Genomic DNA, 22,835 nt, shown 5'->3' with positions numbered 1-22,835 from the left:
GCCCAAGCCCATGTCGTCGGCGAGGATTCCGCCGAGTCGATGGGTCCACAGGAACGTCAGCCATCGGAACCCGTCGAGCTGATACGGCCGCAGCGTCGCCTGGAGTTCCTTCGGCACTCGGGTCTTCGCTGCCGACTTCACTTCGAGAAGTCCCTGAACCTGCTTCTTCCAGGCCGCAGCCTGCTTGTTGACCACACCGAGCGCCGCCAACTCCTCCCACATACCCGCCTGGAAACGGCTCAGTCGCAGTCGGTCCGGGTCGTTGTCCTCGCGCAGTGCGCGAGCTTCGTCGACGAGCCGGCGCAGCTGTTGCAGTTCCGGCTTGTCCAACGACAGGTATGCCCCGTCGGGAAGCATCAGGTACGGCGCGCCCTCGCTGAGCGCGGTGAACACCTCGCGGAACGGGACCGTCTCACCGTCGATCTCGATGGTGATGTTCAGGTCGAACCAGTCGGAGTCCCCGGTCGCCTTGGTGGACAGTCCGATCCGCAGAGTGTCGCTCACATCGCGATAGTCGGCGGGTGTGCCGTCGACCCGCACCTCCACGTCGTCGCGGTCGGACAGCAGCGGCAGCAACTCGGTGGCGAAGCGGACGGTGTCGAACCCGCCGAGCGTCGCGTGCGACAGCAACCGTCCGTCGAGCTGATTGTCCAACCCGAACGGCGCGACCACAGAACGGATCTCGGCCAGAATCCGGTCCTCGGCATCGTTGTCGCGCACCGCGTCGCCGCGCCGGTCGTACGGCTCCACGAGATGCTCGGCGTTGCCGATCGTGTAGAGAATCTGCCAGTGCAGGTCGGTGCGGTGCCCGGCTCGGTAGGCGACGTGCAGGACCAGGCGGGGGCCGCTGACCGTCGGGGCGGTGAACGAGCCGTCCGAGGAGGAGACCGTCGCGGCCCGCTGCAACCGCGGATAGTAGGTCGCCGCAAACCGGGGCACCTGGTCGGCGGGCACCGTCAGCGCCGCGTTTCCCAGCAGCAGCCGCTGCATGCCTCCAGGTGCGCTGCCGAGCAACCGCGCGATCCGAAACGGCCACTCCGCCGGCCCGGAGCCCGTGGGGTCGCCGGGGCGTAGATAGATCACGCCGTGCGCGGGCTCTCCGAGGAACCCCACCACGGTGGCGGGCAGGTCGTCGCCGTCGACCCGCACGCTCGGGGTGACGGTCAACTCGTTGCCGGCGTCGGCGAGGTCTACACACACCTCGGCGACACCAGGCCTGGGCAGCGCGCCGAGCGACTTGCGGGCATACCGCATCTCGATCCTCAACGCAAGCGCCTCGTCGAGCAGCGACCACAGTCGCGGCGACATTCCGGACAGGTCGAGGGTGCTGCCCGAATTGGGACTGTAGTAGTTCCGAGACGACGACTGCACCAGCGCCGCCAACTCGAGCAGCAGTCGTTGCTGCGGACGATTCACGTCGTGGCTGTAGCGCAGATTCGACCACGACAGGTTCCCGGTGACCCAGCCCTTCTTCCCTGGCCGCACGAGCCGCGCGGTCAGCTTCGGCGTCGGGGCGTTCGCTGAGGCTGAGAGCCCCAGCTGCAACCCCATCGGCACACCGCTGTCGGTGTCGTCGACAGCGACGATCGAGTCGAGGGCGTGTTCCCACGTGGGTTTGGCCGGGGCGACGGCCCTCGGTGCCGCAGCGAGTGTGAGTACCAGCGCCACCGTGTGCTTACAGTTGAACCCGACGGGGCAGCTGCACTCGCCGTAGTCGAATTCGAGGCCCCGCGAGCCGACCCGGAAGACCGCATCGGTGTCGTAGATCTCGGTGCCCGCGACTTCCCCCACCGCCATCAACTCCTCGTCGAGGAAATCGCAGCTCAGCACAGCGCCGTTGCGTACGTATCCCGCGCCGCGCTGGTAGGTGGCCGGACCCACCTTCGATGCCAACGACTGGATGAGTAGATCGAATCGGCGCAGCGAGGACATGAGTGGACAGTCTATGGCCCACGGCTACGCATCAGCCGATCTGCCGCCGGGTAAGTTGTGACGGACGTGAACGACCGGACGGAAGCGGGGTAGAACGCGGTGCGCAGTGACCGTTGGGTCGAGATCAGCCCCTCCCAGTTCGACCACGAAAAGGCAGGTCTCGACCTCGTCAAGAACCTCCTTCCCGATGCACCGCCGTTCCGGGCCTGGTCCAACTTCGAGTTCCGCGACAACCGCGGCCGCTGGCACGAAGTGGACCTGCTGGTCCTTGCCCGCGACACCCTCTACCTGATCGAGCTCAAGTACTACAGCGGCACGTTGCGCGGCAACGACCACGTATGGAGTCGCGGCGGGCACCGTTCGGAAGATTCGCCGCTGCTGCTCGCACGCCGCAAGGCACAGTACTTCAAGTCGAAACTGGTCGACGGCCTCACCGAGTTGACCGGTGAGCCGGCGTACAAACTCAAGGGCGTCATCCCGTTCGTGCAGGAACTGGTGTTCCTGCACCACCCCGGTCTGGTCAGCGAACTGCCCGCCGGTTCCGCCATCAACCTGTACGGCATCGACGGCAACGAGCACCGCAGCCACCTTCCGGGGATCTCCGAGCGTCTGTTGGCACCGTCGAAGCACGAGCAGGTCAGCGAAGAGAAGTCCCTGGTGATCCGCGATCTGATGAAGGCGATCGGTCTCGCGCCCCGCCGTCAGCGTGAGCTCGGATCGTGGGTCATCGACGAGCAGCCGCTCGGCGACGGTGACGGCTGGCAGGACTGGCCTGCGTTCCATCACGTCGATATGGAGCAGCAGGCCCGCATCCGCTTCTATCTGCCGAAACCCGGTGCGACGTCCACCGAGGAGCACGCACGTACGCGGGCGGTCGAGCACGAGTACCGTTACGCACTGGCCAATCGTTGTACCGCCAGTTGGTTGAGCGAAACACGGCGTTCTGCAGCTTCAACTGCGAGACGGCGATGCAGGTCGGCGGAGGTGCGAACGTAGATTGTGCCGCTGTAGGAACGCTCGGAGAATGGTTGGGGCACGGTCTCCTTGTTGGTGATCAGATCATCGATCACACCTTCGACGAGACGGACGAGGCCTTCCAATGCCTGGCTCTGGTCGCTTTCGAGCCAGGACAGACTCGGGAACTCGAGCACGGTCGCCACGTACTCGTCGTCGTCCGGCGACCATTGGACCCGGTAGCTGTAATGGCGGGCATCTGGGCGGTTCACGATTCCTCCTCCATTTTCTCGATTGCAGCCAAAACCTGCTTGACCTGGTAAGGCTTGGCCTCCCCATTCTTGCCGCGCTGGATGTTCACGCGAGGGTCGCCCGGCCAGGGCGTTCGAAAGACGGCATGACTGCTCCCGTCCTGCCGCGGCGACCCGAAGACCTCCACGCACAACCGATGTAAGTCGTCGTAGCGGACGTTCCGGGGATTCTGCGTGATCGCCGCGCGAATCTTGTCTGCCTTCGACACCCATTCATGCTAGCGGATGCGCTAGCATGTCGCCACAGGGAAGTTGCCTCTGTCCGGGCAAGCGCGAATGATCGACGGGATGTCCGACCATCACCTGACCGAGCGGTTCGATTCGTGACCGACGACGCTTTCAGCCTCTTGCATCCAGGCGTGCAGTACCACCTCGCGAACACTCTGCGCTGGAATGGTCTCCGGCCCACTCAGGCCGCGGCGGTAGGGCCGATCCTGGCCGGCGACGACGCGCTGGTGCTGGCACCGACAGCCGGGGGCAAGACCGAGGCCGCGACCTTCCCGCTGCTCTCGGCGATGGCCGAGCAGGACTGGCAGGGCACCTCGGTGCTGTACGTGTGCCCGCTGCGGGCGCTGCTCAACAACCTGCAACCGCGCCTGCACAGCTACGCCCAGTGGCTCGGCCGCACCGCCGCCGTGTGGCACGGGGACGTCGGACAGCCCGCGCGACAACGAATCCTGCGGGGGCGTCCCGACATTCTGCTCACCACCCCCGAATCCCTCGAAGCGATGCTCGTGTCCACCAAGGTGGACCCACGAGCGCTGTTCGGAGGTTTGCGCGCGGTCGTCGTCGACGAGGTGCACGCCTTCGCCGGTGACGACCGGGGGTGGCACCTGCTCGCCGTTCTGGAACGGCTCGCACGCGTGGCCGGGCGACCGCTGCAACGCATCGGACTGTCGGCCACCGTCGGGAACCCGGAAGAGTTGCTGTCTTGGCTGCAGGGTGGCGCCACCGACCGTCCGCGCCGTGTTGTCGACCCTGCTGTCCCATCCGCGGCCGCACTGCCGGACATCACCGTCGACTACGTCGGTTCGGTCGACAACGCCGCCACGGTCATCGCCGCCTTGCACCAGGGCGAGAAGCGACTGGTATTTGTCGACTCCCGGCGCCGTGCCGAAGAGCTCGGAGCTGCCCTGCGCGAGCGTGGCATCACGACATTCCTTTCCCACTCGTCGTTGTCCGCGGCCGAACGACGTCAATCAGAAGCGGCCTTCGCCGAAGCCCGCGACACCGTCATAGTCGCGACCTCCACCCTCGAGCTCGGCATTGACGTCGGCGATCTTGACCGTGTCATCCAGATCGGTTCGCCCCGGACCGTCGCGTCGTTCCTGCAGCGGCTCGGCCGCACCGGCCGCCGGTCCGGCACCGCCCGCAACTGCCTGTTCCTGTGCGTCGACGACGAACAAGTTCTGCTCACTTTCGGCATGCTGGAGCGCTCGTCGCGTGGATGGGTAGAGCCCATCGTGCCGCCGCCGTCGCCGCGGCACATCGCTGCGCAGCAGATGCTCGCCCTGTGTATGCAGGAACACAGGCTCGGAGTGTCGAGCTGGCGGCAGTGGTGGGGACAGCTTCCGATATTCGACGAGCATGCCAACGACATCATGGATTTCCTATGCACGCAGGGGTTTTTCGAGCGCGACGGGGACTTCCTGCACATCGGTCCCGAAGCAGAGCACCGGTTCGGCCGGCGGTACTTCTCCGACCTGACGTCCGTCTTCAGCGCGCCGCCGGAGTTCACGGTGCTGGCCGGACGCAACGAGGTCGGGACCGTGGGCACCGACCTGCTGGTCGAAGAAGTGGCCGGCCCGCGCGTGCTGTTGCTCGGTGGCCGCTCGTGGATGGTGGCCCACATCGATTGGCAACGACGCCGGTGTTTCGTCGAGCCTGTGGACGGCGGCGGCAAAGCCAAGTGGTCCGGCCTGGGAGGCGGGGTGTCCTACGACGTCACGCAAGGCATGCGGGCCGTGTTGCTCGGCGTCACGCCTGCAGGAGTGACCTTCACCCGACGCGCGGACAAGGTGCTTACAGAACTACGGCAGAGCTATGCCGACACGGTCGACTCGGACGCCTCTGTACTCGCGATGCCGTCGGAAGGGGCCGGCCGATGGTGGACCTGGGCTGGCACCGCAGCCAACCGTACGTTGCAGGCATCGCTTCCGACGCTGGTGGATCCCCGCCAACGGGTCGATGAGAAGTCGCTGCGACTGCTTCCAGGCGTCACTCCGACGGACGTGCGCGCGGCTCTGGGCGATCCGTCTTGGACCCTGCCGCATGTCGTGCCGAACGCCGTTGCTGGACTGAAGTTCTCGGTCGCGCTACCACCGGGGCTGGCCGAGAAGACGCTGGCGGTGCGGCTCGGGGACGAACCGCACGCCCGCGATGTCGTCGCGATGCGACGGCGGATCCATCGGACGGACCACGGCGAATAGCCACTCCTTCCTTGCCACGCATTGCTCGCGCACCACGTCCGGTGTGTGGGCTCGGATGAGGCACGGCGGCACGAGCAGCGAACTGCTCGGCGGAGATCGTCGTCGGGTAGCCAGCCGTACTCGTCGCAATTGCCACAGGTGGGTGGATGTTTTGGGACGCGGTAAGCGCAGCTCCCGCCAGGTCGGTGTTCACGCCGCCGCCGAGCGGGTGGGATCGTGCGGTCGATGACGTTCGAGCGCTGTGCGCACGAGCGCCTCGATGCAGGGGATGGCTACCGAGTGCGCGACCATCCGGACAAAGTCGGCAGCGCGCGGTAACTTGCTGCGAGTCGGGTTCGCAGTCGACGAGATTCGGAGGCGGTATGGTGCGAGCGCGCCGTTCGGGGGTCCATCTACACACCGGTGCTCCCACGAGCAAAGCGCGGACTCCGGTGTGGGGTGCCCGCGACGTCAAGAGCGCTGTCGTCGATCCAGACGCACCCCGAAAGGGTGCCCACAATCCCGGTCCGCGAAGTGTGGCTGGTGTGGTTCACCGAATGCAGTTCCCGGATCCGATCCTCATCGTTGCAAGCGGTGTGCCAAGCATGAACGCGCGATCGCAACAGTCGAAAATTCTTGGCTGCACGAGGACTGCGTCCGCTCGGCAGTTCCGACAGTTCGGACAACCCGGAAGAGGAACAGCACCGTAGAGCTGCTGCCAAGGCACGGACCGTGCTCAACAATGTGTGCCGACAGCCATCGAAGAAGAAGTTCGGCAAGAGTGCTGATACGTCTCCGTCAAATCAACCTCGCGTCAAACGCACCCCGAAGGTCTTGACGACAGCCGAGTCGACGCCCGGAAAGAGGCCGAAGAAGGCGAGGAAGCAGGGAAATGCGGAGATTCCAGGTCCGAACGACGACCGACGACTCCTCGCCTCGGTACAGCAGCGCATTCGAGACCACCAGAAGCAGGGCTACGCCGCACGGCAAATGGACGAGCGCGTCTCGCAGAACTCCACGAAATGGAACGTAGGTTGCAGCGACGTATTGCGAGTCGAGGTCAGGATCCGTCCCCGCGGTTCTTCGATGGATGACGAAGATCAAGATTTCGAGTGCGCACATCTCGTCGCAACACGCCGGGGCGGAACTACGAGATGTGCACAACCGAACGGCAGGTCGACGGGCACGACTACGGTTGCATATCCGCTTTGCGGAGGGCGCGGTCCAGCGTGCTCATGAGCTGGCCAACGCGATTATCGGCGGTCGGTGCGAGAGGATATCGGCACAGGACGGCGATCAGGGTGGGCGTCGCGCGTCGGCGAGCCTGTTCGACCACCATGTCTCCGACCGCGGGATCGCCGCCCGCATTCAGCTCGGCGATCCGCGCGGCGCTCGCCGCGGCGCGCAGAATGTGTCCAACCTGGTGGGCGCGCGAAATCGGATGCAGGTAGGCGGCGGATGCGGCATCCCCGGCGGCGCGCGCAGCCAGACGTGCCGTCTCGGTCGGCGCGTCCTTGGCGGCTCGATGCGCATCCAGTGAGGTGACCCGCTGCAGCCTCGTTCGTTTCGCGCCGTCGACGAACAGCCACGCCGCGTTGAGGGCGGCGCGCGGACGGAGATCGTCGGGCACCGCATTCTCGAATACCGACAGGACTTCCTGAGCGGCCTCGGCCACATAGCGGGTGACAACTCGCAGCTCATCGATCGTCAATTCGAAGTCGCCGGAGGTGGTGGGCATGGGCTCGATTCTCCACTGCGGTTCTCGACGTGGTCGGGAAGAGCAATCGATCGGAGACCTACGCGTCCCGGACCGCGGCCGTGACGGTCGCGTGACCGCAAAGGTGTTGCGGTTGAGTCAATCTCAGTCGGCGAGGTAGCGCAGCATCACCACTGTGTTGAAATGCCTGGTTTCGGCCAACCGGAGCGTCACGCGCTTGTCCAGTAGAGGGAACATCGGTGTGCCGCCGCCGAGCACCACAGGTGAGAGGAACAGTTGGTACTCGTCGATAAGTCCGTGTGGCATCAGTGAGGCCGCGAGGTTTGCGCCACCGACTTCCATGACGCCATCGCCTGCAGTCTTGAGTCTGCGGACCTCTTCGACGGCGTTCTCACTGACCAGGGTGCTGTTCCAGTCGACCTCGGCCAGTGTCCGGGAGAAGACCACCTTGGGCTTTTCCGTCCAGAGCTGACCGAACTCGCGCTCGATGCGCGGCGCGTTCTCGGGCACGTGCGGCCAGTACTGGGCCATCAGTTCGTAGAGTCGGCGGCCGTGCAGCGAGATCTCGATCTCGCGGTACCTGTCGTTGTGAAACTGGTGTAGTTCGTCGTCGGGGTCGGTCCAGTCGATGTTGCCGTCGCGGTCGTTGATATAGCCGTCCAGGGACACCCCGAACCCATAGATCAGTTTCCTCATGACTGGGTAGACCTGCCGTGTGCTCGGAACTCATCGGCCTCATCGGTGTCCCTCCGCGTGCGGTGCGCGACATCTGGTCAGCACAGCTTCTGATGAGGAGGTTCAGAGCCCATACCGGAGTCTGCCCGAGATGATGGCGAGTCCCGCTCTGTGCCGGCACGGTCACGTTCGAGGTGCACCCAGGCGGGAACGGCGCACTGGGCACCCGAGGGTGTTGCTGCCGGCGGGCTTTGTGGTCGGATTCCGACATCCGCCTCACTTCAGGTGCCGGGAGAAGAACTGGTTCCCGTCACTCTCTTCGAACTGCGGGACGCCGGTGTGTCCGCCCATATTGGCGTGCAGCGTCTTCTCCTTGGAGCCGAAGGTGTCGAACAAGTCCAGGGCCATTTGCCGGTCGTTTCCTTCGTCGTCCCACTGCAGCAGGACCTGCAGCGGAATGGTGATCTTCCGAGCCTCCTCGAACACGGTGCGGGGCACGAAACTTCCGGCAAACAGAAGGGCGGCCGAAATGCGCGGCTCGACCACCGCCAGCCGGATCCCGATGGCGATCACCCCGCCCGAGTACCCGACCGGACCATCGATCTCGGGCAGCGAAAGGAGGGCATCCAACGTAGCCCGCCATTCCGGGACCGCCTTTTCGACCAGCGGCAGGACGAGCCGGTCGACGATCTCGTCGGCGACGGGCTCGCCGGCCTCCAGCGCCCGGCGCAGGTCGGCGCGGGCCTGCTCGGCGACGGCGGAACGGGGCCGGTCACCGCTCCCGGGGAGTTCGATGGTGGCCGCGGCGAAGCCTTCCGCCACGGCGTCCCGGGCGCGCGCCACCAGTCGCGGGTACATCATGTGCAGTCCGCCCGGGTGACCGATCAAAATCAGCGGCGCCGGTGCGGATGCGGATCCGGGCGTCCACAGGACGCCAGGGATCTCGCCGAGGGCGAATTCGCGTTCGAGGACGCCGTCGTCGAGGCGCTGTTCGGAAGTGAAGTGCATGGTCATGTCAGGCCTTTCGGGAGTGCTCTTGAACGGCGCTCCCGGACGACCTATCGCCCGACCGTGACCTCAGAGGGGAGCACCGATGTCGATACTGCGTTCACGGGTACCACCTCCTTGTTCTCTCGGCCGGTCTCCGCAGAAGGTAGCAGTGGCCCCTTGGTCTGCCAACAGGTTTTTTGCGGAGGCGGGACTGCTGCACGAATAGGTGCCATCTGATCGCGCAGTAGTTCCCTTCTTGCGCGTTCTCGATGTGGGTTACCCGCCCACGAGTCGTGTGGGCCCCGATGTCGCGTCCTGCCAGTACTTCTCGCGGATGTGGCGCTTGTACAGCTTGCCGTTGGGGTCGCGGGGGAGTTCGGTCACGAAATCGACGGTGCGTGGGCACTTGTATGTGGCGAGTTCGCGCCGACAGTAGGCGAGAAGTTCGTCGGCGAGTGCGTCGGTCGCCGCGGCCGGGTCGACCGGTTGAACGACCGCTTTCACGGCCTCGCCCATCTCGTCGTCGGGCACGCCGATGACGGCGACATCGAGGACTGAGGGATGGCCGATGAGGACGTTCTCCGTTTCCTGGGGGTAGATGTTCACCCCACCCGAGATGATCATCAGAGCCTGCCGGTCGGTCAGGTAGAGGTAGCCGTCGTCGTCGAGATACCCCATGTCGCCGAGAGTGCGCCACCCCTTCGGATGGGTGACTGCGGCGGTCTTGCCGGGATCGTTGTGGTATTCGAAGGGACGCCCACCGTCGAAGTACACGATTCCGACCTCACCGGGTGGCAGTTCGTCGCCGTCCTCGTCGACGATGTGGCACTTCTGCATCGGTCTGCCGACGGATCCCGGGTGGTCCAACCATTCTGTGCAGGAGATCTGGGTTGCCCCGACATCCTCGGTGCCCGAATAGTATTCGTGGATGATCGGCCCCATCCATTCGATCATGCGGTACTTGACGGATACCGGACACGGTGCGGCACCGTGCGTGACTTCCTCCAGCGACGACAAATCGAATCTCGCGCGTTCCTGTTCGTCGATCTTGAGCATCCGCACGAACATCGTCGGAACGAACTGCGCGTAGGTGACGCGGTGGCGCTCGATGAGTTCGAGGCACCGGATCGGGTCGAATCGTTCCATAACGACGACGGTGGCGCCGAGGCGCTGCGCCGACATGCAGAACACCAGTGGGGAACCGTGATACAGCGGGGCAGGGGAGAGGTATACGCTGCCCGCCGTGATCCCTCGTGCTGCGATGCCCTGAGCGATCAGCGCCGGCGGCGCGGTGGGATCGCCGTACGGCGTGCCCGGTAACGGCTTGCGGATGCCCTTCGGGCGCCCGGTGGTTCCCGACGAGTACAGCATCTCGCGGCCTTCGATGCACTCGTCGAACGGTAGCGGGTCCGTCCGTTCGAGGATCGACGCGTAGTCGTCGAATCCGGGTAGTTCACCGTCGGTGCAGATGCGGAAGTCGATGGCCGACAGATCGAGTCCGTCGATGACGTCGGACATCGATGCCGTGGTGACCAGCGCGGCCGCGCCGGAATCGTCGAGGATGTACTGGACCTCGGTGGGGCGCAGGTGTCGATTGATCGCGGTGTAGTACAGCCCCGACCGTTGTGCCGCCCAGGAAACTTCGAGGAACTCCCGCGAGTTCTCCATCAGGATCGCGATATGGTCTCCGGTGGTCAGGCCCCGTCCGCGGAGGTGGGATGCAAAGCGCGCAGATCGGTCGTCCAGCTCGCCGTACGTGACGACGTCTCCCTCGCCCATGATGATCGCCGGCGCATCGGGGGTCCGCAGAGCGTGGGCGGTAGGTGTCGGTCCGAGGCTTGCCGGTTCGAGATCCTGCGCTGTCATGTGGGCCTCCCGAGGATGCGTACGCGTAGAGAATTTCATTCTGATGTGCGAGAGTAGCGTTTCCGTCCAGTAATGGCCAGGCTCGAATCGACGTGCCAGAGGCCGAACCGCCGCTCCGGCAGTCACTCCAGTGAAGGAGTTCCGATGCTCGACCACACACGTAGAAGACCCACGATCCGGCGCGAGGGACTGGCGGCGACAGTGGTCGCGATCTTGGCTCTGGCGTTGGGAGCGTGCGGAAGTGCCGGCACACCGGAATCCGCGGCAGCCGACGCCGGCGACCCGGTCGCGGGCGGTACCGTCCGCGTCGTCCAAGGCGGCGAACCACGTTCGCTCGACCCGGCAACTCTTGTCAACGCGTGGGTTTCCAACAGCCTCATCGGCAATGCGCTGTATGGAACGCTGCTGGTCAACGATCCTGAAACCCTCGAGGTCACTCCCGTCCTTGCCGAATCGTTCGAATCCTCCGACGGCGGCGCGACGTTCGAGCTGAGGTTGCGCGAGGGCACGACGTTCACCGACGGAACCCCCTACGATGCCGAAGCGGTTCGGTACAACTGGGATCGCATGCAGGACTCCACCTCGGGTTCACCGTCGCTGATCCAGGCCTCACAGATCGGCACGCTCGAGGTGACCGATCCGCTGACGCTGCGGGTGACCCTCGACTCGCCGAACCCGCACTACGCGCAATCAGTGGTGTGGAGTGGCCTGAACTGGATCGCCTCTCCCACCGCGCTCGGCGGGGGACGGCAGGCCTTCGACGAGAAACCGATCGGCGCCGGCCCCTTCACGATGGCGCAGTGGCGTCGGCAGGATCGGATCATCCTCGAGCGCAATGCCGGATACGAGCCGGCTCCCTATCTGGACGGGATCGAACTGGTCCACAACGGCGACACCAATCAGCGCGTCAACGCCGTGGTCTCCGGCGACGCCGGACTCGCGATCGAAGGCAGTTGGGCGTCGCTCGGACGGGCCGAGGACGCCGGACTGCGCACGGTCGTCGAGCCCACCGGCGGGGGCCAGTTCATGGCCATGAACACCCGCCGCGCACCGTTCGACGACGAGCGGGCGCGTCGAGCGCTCGCGCTGGCACTCGACATCGACGCACTCAACGAGTCGGTCTTCAACGGACGGGCGGAGCTTCCGCGGACACTGTTCGACGAGTCGTCCCCGTTCTACGCAGACATCGACATTCCGACACACGATCCGGACGCGGCGCAGAAACTGTTCGATGAGCTTGCCGCCGAGGGGAAACCCGTCGCCTTCACGTTCCTGGCGTACACGTCGGTGGAGAACAAGGCGATGGCCGAAGCCGTCCAGGCGCAGCTGGGCGCATTCGACCACGTCGACGTCCAACTCGAGATCATGGAATTCGCTTCTGCCCTGCCGAGGTTGAGCACCTACGATTTCGACGTCGCGATCACGTCGGCAACGATCCTCGACCCCGACACCGCGCTGTGGGCCAATTTTCACGGCGAGTCGCCCGGGAACTTCACCGGCCTCGACGACCCGGCGCTCAACGCGGCCATCGACGACGGCCGGACGGCCGCCGACCTCGACGAACGCATTGCCGCCTACACGACCGCGCAGGAGCGGATCGTCGAACTGAGCCCCGTCGTGTGGTACATCCGCACCGCGCCGGCCGCTGTGCTCGGCGACGGTATCCAGGGTGTGCAGATGTACGGCATGGGCTCGATCCGGCCGGAGTTGCTGTGGACGACGATCCGGTGACGATGTAGCTACTCATCTCGCAAAACCGGTGTTGTGTTCGGTATTTCGCGAAAATCGAACACAACACCGGTCTCTGCCCCTCACCGGCGCTTCTTCCCCTTCTTGCCATTCCTGTACGTTCGCGCGCGGGATCGCTGGGTCGGATTCTCCGCGGTTCCGTCGTCGTCAGGTTGAGGCTGCACCACCTCGCGCAGAGCCCTCTGCATCTCCCGACGAAGGCTTTCCATCAGCCGGCCGCCCGAATCCGATAGGACGACAGGGACAGCGGACCGCCCGGCCGACCTCGTCATCGGCAACCACCCGTATTCGTCGCCGGCCTGCCCGACGCAGAACTGGTCGTTGTCCCGGGGATCACGCACTATCTCCAGACTCAGCGGCCCGATGCGGTGGTCGACGCGGTGCACAGCGTCCGCGATCGCGGGGACGGGCATCCTCCGCGTGAGGTGTGCCGGAAATTCGATTGCGGTGTGAGGCCGCAGGGGTTCACCATCGGATCTGTCAGAGCGGGGCAATGAACCCGCGCGTCAGCATAGATCAGGAGTCACCGTGTACCCCGAGGTCCTACCCGGGATCGAACCTCTGGCCGAGTACGGCTGGTCCCCGCAGGTTGCAGAACGGTTCGCGGACAGTGACGTTCAGGGCACTCCCGGCCGGATCGTGCGGGCCGGGCGCGGCTCCAGTGAAGCCGTGACCTCGGCGGGTCCGCTGACGGTGCGGGCGGCGGGTCACCACCTCTGCACGGGCGATTGGGTGATCGTGCGCGAACCCGCCACCGACGGTGACACGATCGGGACGGTCTGCGCAGTACTGCCGCGTACCGGTGCGATTCGTCGCGCCGACGCGTCGGGGCGTTCGGAGGAGCAGGTCCTCGCCGCCAACGTGGACACCGTCGTGGTGACGGTCGCGGCGGACACTGTCGATCTCGGCCGCGTGGAACGGCTGCTGGTCCTGGCCTGGGACAGCGGAGCGCAGCCGGTCGTCGCCCTCACGAAGGTCGATCTCACGACCGAGCCGGTATTCGAGCGGGTCGTGGCGCTCGCACCCGGAGCGAGCGTGGTCGAGGTGTGTGCGCTGGACGGATCCGGGCTGAGCGAGCTGCGGGACCGGATTCACGGCACCGTCGTGTTCGTCGGAGTATCCGGTGCCGGGAAGTCGACGCTGGTCAACGCGTTGTGCGGCCGCGATATCCAGGCAACGGCGCCGGTGCGTCAGGGTGACGGCAAAGGACGGCACACCACCACCGATCGTGAGATGTTTCCGCTGGGAGACGGCATGACCCTCATCGATACGCCGGGTCTGCGTGGCGTCGGCATGTGGGATGCCGGGGCAGGTATCGCCGCTGCCTTTCCCGACATCGACGATCTCGCGCAGCACTGCCGCTTCACGGACTGCGCGCACGAGAGCGAGCCGGGATGCGCGGTCCGCAGCGCCGTCGAACACGGCGATCTTGACGCGCGCCGAGTGGAGAGCCACCGCAAGCTGCAGCGCGAGAACCAGTGGGTCACGGCCCGTGCCGATGCGCGGTTGCGGCACGAGCGGACCCGGGAGGCCAAGGTGCTGAGCCGAGCGATCCGGGCGTACTACCGCGACCGCTGAGTCCGTGTGTCGGCGCCTGTATTACGGGCGCTGTACGAGCATCCCGGCGACGGACACCGAGTCAGACTCTTGTAGGCCGCCACGCGGCCTCGTTTTCGTCGACAAGGTGCCGCGCAACCTCACGGGCAAGCTGGTGGGTCGGTTGCTGCCGATCTGGCCACAGTAATGGGTGGTTCGGGTGCAGGTTCAACTTCGTTTAAGTTGTGCGACAACCAGATGCAGTGCGGCCGTGGTGGTGAGGGTTCGAACCCGTTCCCGGTCCCCAGGGAAGTGGCGGGTGACCGTGTACGTCGGCCGTCTGTCGATCGCGACGCCGAAGCAGACTGTGCCCACCGGCTTCGTCTCGGTGCCACCGTCGGGGCCGGCGATCCCGGTGGTGGAGACCGCGACGTCGGCCTCGAGGCAGCGTCGGGCGCCCTCGGCCATCGCTGCGGCGACTTGTTCGCTCACAGCACCGTGCGTGGCGATCATTTCGGCCGGTACGTCGATCAGGTCGGACTTCGCGTCGTTGGAGTACGAGACGACGCCGCCCATGACATAGGCCGACGACCCGGGGCGGGCGGTGAGACGCGCAGCGATGAGTCCGCCGGTGCACGATTCGGCGGCCGCGATCGACCGGCCGTCGAGGGCGTCGATCAGCTGGTCTTCGATGGTGGAGCCGTCGGTGGAGAAGATCTGGTGTTCATGGTGTTCGGTGAGAACATCGAGGAGACGGCGATAGACGTCTGCGTCGCCGGAGGCGAATCGGGTCATCATGTCGAGTTCACCGTGTCGAAGACATGTGGTGATTTCGAGTCGATCGAGGTCGGCGATCTCTGCTTCGGCCCGGCGTAGTGTCTCGGCGAGTTGTGCCTCGTGTAATCCGTAGGCGCGCACGGTTTCCTGCTGTAGGTCGTCGGCTCGGGACAGCACCTCGGCGACTGCAGGTGAAGTGATCGCGCTGGGCCACATCGCCTGCAGTTCACCGGGCGGTCCGGGCAGGATGACGATGGTCGGGATCGGCCGGTCGCCGGCTACTGCGGGGATTACCACGCCCGGCGCTGTTCCGGTCGGCGGTAGGGAGGTGGCACCGGTGGGAACGAGCGCCTGCTTGCGGATCCCGATACGCGTCGGTCCTGCGTCGAGGTCCGGGGTGTGCGGGCGGTGGTGGCGGATGATGCCCGCGATGTGTTCTTCGAGTTCGGGGTCGAGCAGGAGCTCGCGAGTACAGAACTCGGCGACGGTAGCGACGGTGAGGTCGTCGGCGGTGGGACCGAGACCACCGCTGGTGACGATGAGGTCGACGCTCTGGTCGGCGAGGAAGCGCAGTTGTGCGATCAGGTCGGCGGGACGGTCGCCGCAGATCGTGATGTGGGCGACGTCGACGCCGAGTGTCAGGAGCTGATTGGACAACCAGGGTCCGTTCTGGTCGTCGATCCTTCCGGTGAGTACCTCGGTCCCGGTCACGACGATTCCTGCACGCACGCTCACGGCGTCGAGCCTAGTCCGTGTTTCAAAAGTGATCTCGAACCGCGTTTCCGCCGGAAGGGGTGTCCCAGTCGTCGGTGGTGTCCTCGAAACCGTCGAAGAACGCGTGGGCGGCGGCGACGGCATCGGGATCCTCGGTGACGATTGCGGTTTCGTCGGCGAGGGTGGAGCTGTGCGAGGCGCGGGCAGGCCGACGATCACCCGGTCGAGGGTGACGATGAGGCCGGTGTGCAGGTTCGGGGTCGACGGCACCCGCACCTCGGCGTCGATGACGTGGGCGAGAGCGGTGGGGGAGGTGGGTGTGCGCGCACGGCGGGGAGGGAGGCGTTGACGATGAGCAGTAATCCGTCGAGTAGAAACGCGATACTGCGGCGCCAGTGACCGGAAGCGTTGTCGCAGGCAGCGAGCGGCGGGACGGAGGTCTCTGCCGCGTGCCGGCCGGATGGTGTGTCAGACCATGGCGAGCCGGTCCACCAGCAGCTCAATCCTCGGCTCGATATCCTCCGGCGGAAGCCGTCCCGCCCGGGTCAGGGTCGCCAGGCCGTGCAGGGACGCCCAGAACACCTCGGTGAACAGCCCCGGGTGGACGCCGTTCCCGCCTACCTCGCCCAGGCTCTCCAGCAGCGCGGCAAAGGCGTCCTTGAGAGGTTCCGGGGTGTCCTCGTCCGCGAAGGCCAGGCCGCCGTCGAGCTGGAACAAGGCGTCGTAGACCGCGGGGTTGCATGCGGCGAAGTCGAGGTAGGCGCGGGCGAGGGCGGTGACTCGTTCGCGCGGGCTGTTCGCGCTGGAGGCCGCGGCCCGCACCGCCGCGGCGATCTCGGCGGCGCCCTCGAGGGCGACCGCGCCGATGATCTCCCGTTTGCCGCGGAAATGGCTGTAGAGGACGGGCTGGCTGTATTCGATGCGCTCGGCGAGGCGGCGGGTGGTGACCGCGTCCCAGCCCTGTTGCTCGGCGAGTTCGCGGGCTGTCGCCACGATGAGGCGTTCGCGCTCCGCCCGTTCGCGCTGCTTGCGTTCTTGTACCGACATATCTCGATCCTAGCGTCGCTAGACAATTGAGCGGCAACAGTACTAGCGTTGACTCATCATCTAGCAACACTAGATTCTAGGAGGGTCATCGTGCTCAACGCACTCGAGGTGTTCACCACCGTGGTCGTCGGCGTAATGGTGGGGGCGGAGTTCTCCGTCGCCTTCATCCTCAATCCGATCCTCAACGCCCTCCCGGAGGACAGCGGCATACTCGGCCGCGCCCATGGCGGCAGGATGCTCGGCGCCGTGATGCCGGTCTGGTACATCACCTCGCTCGTTCTCGTCGCGGTCTGGGCCATCGCGGGATGGCACCGCCCCGGCGCCGGCTTCGTCGTCACCGCCGGCGCGTTGCTGATCCTCAGCGTGATCATGTCGCTTCTGCTGCTCGTCCCGATCAACAACCGGGGCAAGACGTGGACCCCTGACAACCTGCCCGCCGACTGGAAGCAGCAGATGACCCGCTGGGACCGCTTCCACTACGTCCGCGTCGCCGTCATCATTGCCGCCTTCACCCTGCTGGTCGCCGCCCTCTCCTGATACCGAGGGCCGCTCCTGACACCGAGGGCCGCCCGACCTGCGCTGGTTCGCCCTGTATGTCGACGGCATTTCCAGCAGGCGCCTTCGTGTTCGTGCTGCGTCGACCGGCTCGACGCTCCGACGCCGCCATCGTGGCGATTACTCGGTATCGGTGGCGGGCACCTGGAAGTGCCGGTTGTGCAGTGGGCACGCGTTGCGAAACGAACTCGAATGGCAGTGACCCGAGCCAGTGACTTCGATGATGTCGAGATCGAAGGTGGGCAAGGTGATCTCACTCTTCGATTCGGTTTGGTACTTCTTCGTCCCTGTGGCCCGGATGTACATCGTTACGAGATCGCCGCGGACCGCATGATTGAGCATGTCGGAGTTTGGGCCTTGATGCCTGCCCGCGTTCCTCGGTGGCGTCGAGGTTGAGCGCAGGGTCCGCTGGGTTCGGTGAGGATCAAATTTTGCGATACCACCTGATGGTGCCGGCCGGCCGGGTGATGACAACCGGCGGCCGTGTTGCTGGCACCGTGCTGGATATCCGTCGGCGTCCGGTGCTCAGGCGCCGTCATCGACCTGGGCGGCCTGGTCCGTGTTCGAGCCAGGGTGCGAAGTCGTCTTCGAGGCCGTCCCAGGCGGTCGCGAATGGGCCGGCGGTGGTCATGAGCGCAGTGTGCCATTCAGTGGTGTGCTCTCGGCGAAACGCGGACCGAACGGGAGGTGCCGGCGGTTCGCGGAGCGCGGCAGCGAATCCCGTGGCTCTGCCGTCGAATGTCGGTGCCGCGAGCTAGCGTCGAGTGGGTATCCGCCAGATGGAGGAGCAGCGATGAGCGCGGTCACGACGAATCAACCACTCGGTACCCCCACCTGGATCGACCTGGGCATCCCGGATCTCGATCGGGCGATGGCCTTCTACGGGTCGGTCTTCGGTTGGGAGTTCGACGTCGGTCCCGAGGAGTACGGCAGGTACACGATGTGTCTGCTCGGCGGCAAAAAGGTCGCCGCGCTGATGCCGAATCCTGACGAGAGCGCGACCGAGTTCTGGTGGAACGTCTACCTGGCGACTGACGATCTCGATGCGACGGTCGCTCGGTCCGCAGACGCGGGCGGCACGCTGTTGATGGAGCCGATGGACATCGCCGACCAGGGTCGGCTGGCGATGGTGCGGGATCCGTCCGGTGCGCAGTTCGGCCTGTGGCAGGGGCGGGCACACGTCGGCTGCGAGCTCGTGAACGAGCCGAACACGTTGTTACTCAACGATTTGATGACCCCGAATCCCGGCCCGGCGCGGGAGTTCTACGCGGCGGTGTTCGACTTCACCCTGGACGAGAACGACGACCTGCCCGGCGTGGACTTCACCTTTCTGCGTAGACCGGATGGGCACGAGATCGGCGGCATCGTGGGCGACCCGACCGCCTCGGCGTCCTTCTGGGGCACGCTCTTCCAGGTCGTCGATACCGACGCGGCCGTCGCCGCGGCCCGGGCCGGCGGGGGTACCGCAGACGATCCGACGGACATGCCGTACGGGCGGACCGCGGAGGTCACCGATCCGTTCGGTGCGAAGTTCACCGTGGGTTCCCCGCTGCCGGGTGTGCAGGAGTAGACGCTCCTGTCGGGCGACTCGCCCACAGCTGGTGCGTGCTCGGTGGCGCCGAGGGTGATCGCGGGCTTCCGGCCGGGTGCTCGGACGAGGCGGCAGCGCTGCTACACGACGGTCCGATCAGCCCGGTCGTGCGATGAACGTCCTGATCGAGATGCCTGCGGTGTCCCTGTCACGACCAACCACCGACGCGCTGTCGAGGTGGGGACGGTCCCCGAGTAGGGGCCTGCCGGCACGGGCGCGTCAGCGGCAGGCCGGCCGTTCACGAGAAATTCTCTTTCGGGGAGCGATTGTCTGGGCGTGGGATCGGCGTCCTTGTGGTGAGTTTTCGCTGCACGAGGACTGGTTCGACATTATCGGAGCATGCGCGCATCGTGGTGAGCCGACTGAGAGGCCGGCGGTGGTTTCCGTCTTTTCCTGCCCCTTCATACTGAAGTATGATTGCAGTATGACAACGAGGTTCACCATCAGTTTGCCCGACGAGGACGCTCGCGTCCTCGACGCGTACGTTCGCGAGCACGGTCTGGGTGGCCGGTCGGCGGGGATTCGTGTCGCGGTTCGGATGCTCGGGGAGGTGGGCCTCGAGCGCGATTACGCGGCGGCTTTTGGCGAGGATGGTGTCGAGGACGACTGGGACGTCACTGCGGCAGATGGCGAATGATCCGCCGGGGTCATGTGCACTGGGTTGATCTTGATCCGGCGCAGGGGAGTGAAGCGGCTAAGCGTCGACCCGCCGTTGTGGTCAGTAACGATCGCGCCAATGCGACGGCGGAGCGGCTCGGTCGGGGGGTGGTCACTGTGGTGCCGTTGACGAGTAACACGGCACATGTGTTCGCGTTTCAGGTTCTCGTCGAACCTGACGAATCGGGTATGCCGCGTGAGTCGAAGGCTCGAGCGGAGCAGGTTCGTTCGGTGTCGGTGCGTCGTCTCGACGGTGACCCGGCCGGGAAGCTGTCGACGAGAACGCTTGCCGCGCTCGATGAAGCTCTGCGGCTGCATCTCGATCTGCACTGAGTTGCGTCCCTGCAGTAGGTCTGACGGTTCATCGGGTGGGGCGCCCGCCGCACTTTCGCGGCGGCCGTTCCGATCCTGCCGCGCGGTCCTGCACACGGTGAACTCGGAATAATCCGCGAGAGGCGCAGCGCTCTCAACTCTTCTCGCCCGGGCCCCGGATCCGGGAGGACCGTGACAACGCCTCAAGGACCGATGTCGGTCGTCCCCGTCCGCCCGGAGCAGTTGCGCATCCCGTCGTCCCGGTGACCGGAACCTTGGCGGAAGCAAAGGTTGTGTAGGTAGTTTCGGCGACCCCGGCATCGGAGATCCACGCTCCGGTGTCCGGGTCGCGGACCGCTCCCGGATGTTTCACCGGAGCCCACGCATCGTCGGCAATCGAGTCGATCGTGCGCTGGACTGCGGCGTTCTTGAGTCGCGAGCGGCCATGACGTTCACGGTAGAGCGTCCAGCGGGCCGGCGGAGCTTGTCAGCGGAGTTCACGCTACCGGCGGGTAAATATCGTTCTCGTGTTCTCGGACGTAGCCTGTTACTCGACGCGATACCGCACGCGGAGCACTTCGAAAAGCGGACCGAACTGACGCGGGAGACGAAACCAGAATGAGCGCCGATAAGCAGTCAACCATCATCTACACGTTGACCGACGAGGCACCGTTGCTCGCGACCTACGCCTTCCTGCCGATCGTGCGTACCTTCGCCGGTGCCGCGGGCATCGAGATCGAGGCCAGCGACATCTCGGTGCCGGCGCGGATCCTGGCCGAGTTCCCCGACCGCCTCACCGAAGAGCAGCGCGTCCCGGACACCCTTGCCGAGCTGGGACGTCTGACGCAACTGCCCGACACCAACATCATCAAGCTGCCCAACATCAGCGCGTCGGTGCCGCAGCTCCTGGCCGCCATCAAGGAACTGCAGGGCAAGGGCTACGACGTGCCGGATTTCCCGGACGCCCCGAAGACAGAAGAGGAGCGTGCCATCCGGCAGCGCTACGGCAAGATCCTCGGCAGCGCGGTCAACCCCGTCCTGCGTGAAGGCAACTCCGATCGCCGCGCACCCCGCGCGGTGAAGGAGTACGCCCGTAAGCACCCGCACAGCATGGGCGAGTGGTCGATGGCCTCGCGCAGCCACGTCGCGCACATGCGGCACGGCGACTTCTACCACGGCGAGAAGTCGATGACGTTGGACCGGCCGCGCAAGGTCCGGATGGAGCTGGTGACCGAGGGCGGCGAGACGATCGTCCTCAAGCCCGAGGTGGACCTGGGTGAGGGCGACATCATGGACAGCATGTTCATGAGCAAGTCGGCGTTGCTCGACTTCTACGAGGAGCAGATGGAGGATGCGCGCAAGACGGGCGTGATGTTCTCCCTCCACGTCAAGGCGACGATGATGAAGGTCTCGCACCCCATCGTCTTCGGCCACGCGGTGAAGACCTTTTACAAGGACGCCTTCGCCAAGCATCAGAAGCTGTTCGACGAACTGGGCGTCAACGTCAACAACGGTCTCGGCGACCTGTACGACAAGATCGAGACGCTGCCCAGCACGCAGCGCGACGAAATCAATCAGGACCTGCACAAGTGCCATGAGCACCGTCCCGAGTTGGCCATGGTCGATTCCGCCCGCGGCATCTCGAACTTCCATTCACCCAGCGACGTCATCGTGGACGCCTCGATGCCCGCGATGATCCGCTCGGGCGGCAAGATGTACGGCGCCGATGGACGGCCCAAGGACGTCAAAGCGGTGATGCCGGAGTCCACATTCGCGCGCATCTACCAGGAGATCATCAACTTCTGTAAGACCAACGGCGCGTTCGACCCGACGACCATGGGTACCGTCCCCAACGTCGGACTCATGGCGCAGAAGGCCGAGGAATACGGCTCGCACGACAAGACTTTCGAGATTCCGGAGGAGGGCGAGGCCAACTTCGTCGATGTCGATACCGGTGAGGTGCTGCTCACCCAGCATGTCGAGGCCGGTGATATCTGGCGCATGTGCACCGTCAAGGACGCGCCGGTCCGCGACTGGGTCAAGCTCGCGGTCACCCGGGCACGCAACTCCGGTATGCCGGTCCTGTTCTGGCTCGACCCGTACCGCCCGCACGAGAACGAGTTGATCAAGAGGGTCGAGCTGTACCTGCAGGAGCATGACACCGAGGGCCTCGACATCCACATCATGTCGCAGGTGCGCTCGATGCGGTACACGCTCGAGCGGCTGATCCGCGGGCTGGACACCATCGCCGCGACCGGCAATATCCTGCGCGACTACCTCACCGACCTGTTCCCGATTCTCGAACTGGGTACCAGCGCCAAGATGCTGTCGATCGTGCCGCTGATGGCGGGCGGCGGCATGTACGAGACGGGCGCCGGCGGGTCGGCGCCCAAGCACGTCAAACAGTTGGTGGAGGAGAACCACCTGCGCTGGGATTCGCTCGGTGAGTTCCTGGCGTTGGCCGTCAGCCTGGAGGACCTCGGCATCAAGTCCGGCAACGAGCGCGCCAAGATCCTGGCAAAGACGCTCGATGCGGCGACTGGCACGCTGCTGGAGACGAACAAGGGCCCGTCGCGCAAGACCGGCGAGCTCGACAACCGGGGCAGCCAGTTCTACCTCGCGATGTACTGGGCGCAGGAGCTCGCCGCGCAGACCGAGGACCAGGAACTCGCGGACCAGTTCGCACCGCTTGCCGAGGCGCTGGCCAGGGACGAGGACACGATCGTGCGGGAGCTGATCGAGGTGCAGGGCGCGCCGGTTGACATCGGCGGCTACTACAAGCCGGACAGCGTCAAGACCGTCGCCGTGATGCGGCCGAGTAAGACCTTGAACACCACGCTGGCGGCCGCCAACCCTGAGTCCGGAACCGCACCGTGACAAGCGGACCTGCCTCCTTGTGAGCCAGGTCCGCCATTCCACGGTCGGTGTGACCGCGAGGTCGTCGAGCAGTCCAAGAATGCGCGGGTAGAGGGGAGGTCGGCTGGCCCCCAAACGGAGGGCCAGCCGACCTGCTCGGGGTTTGCGCGGGCGACGGACCGCATTGG

20 protein-coding genes and 1 pseudogene are annotated in these 22,835 nt (G+C 65.6%); 9 read left to right on the top strand and 12 right to left on the bottom strand.

What is annotated here, in order from left to right:
• The coding region (locus tag Q8814_RS14780) for an SNF2 helicase associated domain-containing protein (RefSeq protein WP_330152773.1) at positions 1 to 1,932 on the bottom strand (1,932 nt) is incomplete at its 3' end.
• Between the two features lie 99 nt (positions 1,933 to 2,031).
• Here Q8814_RS14780 and Q8814_RS14775 point away from each other — a divergent pair.
• On the top strand, positions 2,032 to 2,928 hold the full coding sequence (locus Q8814_RS14775) for an NERD domain-containing protein (RefSeq protein ID WP_330152772.1): 897 nt from the start codon (positions 2,032 to 2,034) through the stop codon (positions 2,926 to 2,928).
• Here the strand turns inward: Q8814_RS14775 and Q8814_RS14770 are convergent.
• A complete protein-coding gene (locus Q8814_RS14770; RefSeq protein WP_330152771.1) occupies positions 2,823 to 3,158 on the bottom strand; it encodes a type II toxin-antitoxin system HicB family antitoxin in 336 nt (111 codons plus the stop codon). The two genes, Q8814_RS14775 and Q8814_RS14770, sit on opposite strands and share 106 nt — an antisense overlap.
• Positions 3,155 to 3,406, bottom strand: coding sequence for a toxin HicA (locus tag Q8814_RS14765; RefSeq protein WP_330152770.1), 252 nt, complete (start codon positions 3,404 to 3,406; stop codon positions 3,155 to 3,157). Before Q8814_RS14765 ends, Q8814_RS14770 begins: the two co-directional genes overlap by 4 nt.
• A gap of 114 nt (positions 3,407 to 3,520) precedes the next feature.
• Between Q8814_RS14765 and Q8814_RS14760 the strand changes: the two genes are divergently transcribed.
• Complete coding sequence (locus tag Q8814_RS14760; RefSeq protein WP_330152769.1) at positions 3,521 to 5,626, top strand: DEAD/DEAH box helicase; 2,106 nt, start codon at positions 3,521 to 3,523, stop codon at positions 5,624 to 5,626.
• Positions 5,627 to 6,794: 1,168 nt separating this feature from the next.
• Here Q8814_RS14760 and Q8814_RS14755 read toward each other — a convergent pair.
• From Q8814_RS14755 to Q8814_RS14740, 4 genes are all read right to left on the bottom strand, one after another.
• The gene (locus Q8814_RS14755) at positions 6,795 to 7,343 is read right to left on the bottom strand and encodes a putative immunity protein (protein ID WP_330152768.1); all 549 of its coding nucleotides are present in this window, start codon (positions 7,341 to 7,343) and stop codon (positions 6,795 to 6,797) included.
• A 123-nt stretch (positions 7,344 to 7,466) separates the two neighbouring features.
• Positions 7,467 to 8,018 (bottom strand): dihydrofolate reductase family protein, encoded by a 552-nt coding sequence (locus tag Q8814_RS14750; protein ID WP_330152767.1) that lies wholly within the window; start codon positions 8,016 to 8,018, stop codon positions 7,467 to 7,469.
• 255 nt (positions 8,019 to 8,273) lie between these two features.
• On the bottom strand, positions 8,274 to 9,005 hold the full coding sequence (locus tag Q8814_RS14745; RefSeq protein ID WP_330152774.1) for an alpha/beta fold hydrolase: 732 nt from the start codon (positions 9,003 to 9,005) through the stop codon (positions 8,274 to 8,276).
• A gap of 258 nt (positions 9,006 to 9,263) precedes the next feature.
• Complete coding sequence (locus Q8814_RS14740) at positions 9,264 to 10,853, bottom strand: acyl-CoA synthetase (RefSeq protein ID WP_330152766.1); 1,590 nt, start codon at positions 10,851 to 10,853, stop codon at positions 9,264 to 9,266.
• A gap of 144 nt (positions 10,854 to 10,997) precedes the next feature.
• On the opposite strand from Q8814_RS14740, the gene Q8814_RS14735 reads away from it, so the two are divergent.
• Positions 10,998 to 12,584 carry an ABC transporter substrate-binding protein gene (locus Q8814_RS14735; protein ID WP_330152765.1) on the top strand — a complete coding sequence of 529 codons (1,587 nt, stop codon included), beginning with the start codon at positions 10,998 to 11,000 and terminating at the stop codon, positions 12,582 to 12,584.
• Between the two features lie 80 nt (positions 12,585 to 12,664).
• On the opposite strand, the gene Q8814_RS14730 is transcribed toward Q8814_RS14735, so the two are convergent.
• On the bottom strand, positions 12,665 to 13,015 hold the full coding sequence (locus tag Q8814_RS14730; protein WP_330152764.1) for a hypothetical protein: 351 nt from the start codon (positions 13,013 to 13,015) through the stop codon (positions 12,665 to 12,667).
• Positions 13,016 to 13,130: 115 nt separating this feature from the next.
• Here Q8814_RS14730 and rsgA point away from each other — a divergent pair, with 115 nt between their 5' ends.
• Positions 13,131 to 14,180, top strand: coding sequence for a ribosome small subunit-dependent GTPase A (gene rsgA, locus Q8814_RS14725; RefSeq protein WP_330152763.1), 1,050 nt, complete (start codon positions 13,131 to 13,133; stop codon positions 14,178 to 14,180).
• A gap of 186 nt (positions 14,181 to 14,366) precedes the next feature.
• Here rsgA and Q8814_RS14720 read toward each other — a convergent pair whose 3' ends face one another.
• Together Q8814_RS14720 and Q8814_RS14715 are read right to left on the bottom strand one after the other, a co-directional pair.
• Positions 14,367 to 15,650, bottom strand: a complete 1,284-nt coding sequence (locus Q8814_RS14720; RefSeq protein WP_330152762.1) for a competence/damage-inducible protein A — start codon at positions 15,648 to 15,650, stop codon at positions 14,367 to 14,369.
• Positions 15,651 to 16,097: 447 nt separating this feature from the next.
• Positions 16,098 to 16,676 (bottom strand): TetR/AcrR family transcriptional regulator, encoded by a 579-nt coding sequence (locus Q8814_RS14715; RefSeq protein ID WP_330152761.1) that lies wholly within the window; start codon positions 16,674 to 16,676, stop codon positions 16,098 to 16,100.
• A 90-nt stretch (positions 16,677 to 16,766) separates the two neighbouring features.
• Between Q8814_RS14715 and Q8814_RS14710 the strand changes: the two genes are divergently transcribed.
• Positions 16,767 to 17,213, top strand: a complete 447-nt coding sequence (locus Q8814_RS14710; RefSeq protein WP_330152760.1) for a DUF1772 domain-containing protein — start codon at positions 16,767 to 16,769, stop codon at positions 17,211 to 17,213.
• Between the two features lie 138 nt (positions 17,214 to 17,351).
• Here Q8814_RS14710 and Q8814_RS14705 read toward each other — a convergent pair whose 3' ends face one another.
• Complete coding sequence (locus Q8814_RS14705) at positions 17,352 to 17,573, bottom strand: hypothetical protein (protein WP_330152759.1); 222 nt, start codon at positions 17,571 to 17,573, stop codon at positions 17,352 to 17,354.
• Between the two features lie 451 nt (positions 17,574 to 18,024).
• On the opposite strand from Q8814_RS14705, the gene Q8814_RS14700 reads away from it, so the two are divergent.
• The 3 genes from Q8814_RS14700 to Q8814_RS14690 all read left to right on the top strand — a co-directional run bounded on the left by Q8814_RS14700 (position 18,025) and on the right by Q8814_RS14690 (position 19,812).
• Positions 18,025 to 18,801 (top strand): VOC family protein, encoded by a 777-nt coding sequence (locus tag Q8814_RS14700; RefSeq protein ID WP_330152758.1) that lies wholly within the window; start codon positions 18,025 to 18,027, stop codon positions 18,799 to 18,801.
• A 445-nt stretch (positions 18,802 to 19,246) separates the two neighbouring features.
• A complete protein-coding gene (locus tag Q8814_RS14695) occupies positions 19,247 to 19,459 on the top strand; it encodes a ribbon-helix-helix domain-containing protein (protein ID WP_330152757.1) in 213 nt (70 codons plus the stop codon).
• The gene (locus tag Q8814_RS14690) at positions 19,456 to 19,812 is read left to right on the top strand and encodes a type II toxin-antitoxin system PemK/MazF family toxin (RefSeq protein ID WP_330152756.1); all 357 of its coding nucleotides are present in this window, start codon (positions 19,456 to 19,458) and stop codon (positions 19,810 to 19,812) included. Before Q8814_RS14695 ends, Q8814_RS14690 begins: the two co-directional genes overlap by 4 nt.
• A 241-nt stretch (positions 19,813 to 20,053) precedes the next feature.
• On the opposite strand, the pseudogene Q8814_RS14685 reads toward Q8814_RS14690, so the two are convergent.
• Positions 20,054 to 20,221, bottom strand: a pseudogene (locus Q8814_RS14685) (IS1380 family transposase); the annotation flags it as partial.
• A 188-nt stretch (positions 20,222 to 20,409) separates the two neighbouring features.
• Here Q8814_RS14685 and Q8814_RS14680 point away from each other — a divergent pair.
• A complete protein-coding gene (locus Q8814_RS14680) occupies positions 20,410 to 22,668 on the top strand; it encodes an NADP-dependent isocitrate dehydrogenase (protein ID WP_330152755.1) in 2,259 nt (752 codons plus the stop codon).
• Positions 22,669 to 22,835 lie beyond the last annotated feature (167 nt).

Source organism: Rhodococcus chondri (assembly GCF_036327435.1).
In the GTDB taxonomy this organism is placed as follows: domain Bacteria; phylum Actinomycetota; class Actinomycetes; order Mycobacteriales; family Mycobacteriaceae; genus Rhodococcus; species Rhodococcus chondri.
The sequence above is the reverse complement of the archived record's forward strand: the minus strand, read 5'-3'. Positions and strand labels throughout refer to the sequence as shown.

What these genes read in the sequence shown, in the direction of transcription:
- Q8814_RS14755 (WP_330152768.1), bottom strand. Translation starts at nt 7,343, where the DNA reads ATGCCCACCACCTCCGGCGACTTCGAATTGACGATCGATGAGCTGCGA.
- Q8814_RS14750 (WP_330152767.1), bottom strand. Translation starts at nt 8,018, where the DNA reads ATGAGGAAACTGATCTATGGGTTCGGGGTGTCCCTGGACGGCTATATC.
- Q8814_RS14745 (WP_330152774.1), bottom strand. Translation starts at nt 9,005, where the DNA reads ATGCACTTCACTTCCGAACAGCGCCTCGACGACGGCGTCCTCGAACGC.
- Q8814_RS14740 (WP_330152766.1), bottom strand. Translation starts at nt 10,853, where the DNA reads ATGACAGCGCAGGATCTCGAACCGGCAAGCCTCGGACCGACACCTACC.
- Q8814_RS14735 (WP_330152765.1), top strand. Translation starts at nt 10,998, where the DNA reads ATGCTCGACCACACACGTAGAAGACCCACGATCCGGCGCGAGGGACTG.
- Q8814_RS14730 (WP_330152764.1), bottom strand. Translation starts at nt 13,015, where the DNA reads ATGCCCGTCCCCGCGATCGCGGACGCTGTGCACCGCGTCGACCACCGC.
- Q8814_RS14715 (WP_330152761.1), bottom strand. Translation starts at nt 16,676, where the DNA reads ATGTCGGTACAAGAACGCAAGCAGCGCGAACGGGCGGAGCGCGAACGC.
- Q8814_RS14705 (WP_330152759.1), bottom strand. Translation starts at nt 17,573, where the DNA reads ATGCTCAATCATGCGGTCCGCGGCGATCTCGTAACGATGTACATCCGG.
- Q8814_RS14700 (WP_330152758.1), top strand. Translation starts at nt 18,025, where the DNA reads ATGAGCGCGGTCACGACGAATCAACCACTCGGTACCCCCACCTGGATC.
- Q8814_RS14695 (WP_330152757.1), top strand. Translation starts at nt 19,247, where the DNA reads ATGACAACGAGGTTCACCATCAGTTTGCCCGACGAGGACGCTCGCGTC.
- Q8814_RS14690 (WP_330152756.1), top strand. Translation starts at nt 19,456, where the DNA reads ATGATCCGCCGGGGTCATGTGCACTGGGTTGATCTTGATCCGGCGCAG.
- Q8814_RS14680 (WP_330152755.1), top strand. Translation starts at nt 20,410, where the DNA reads ATGAGCGCCGATAAGCAGTCAACCATCATCTACACGTTGACCGACGAG.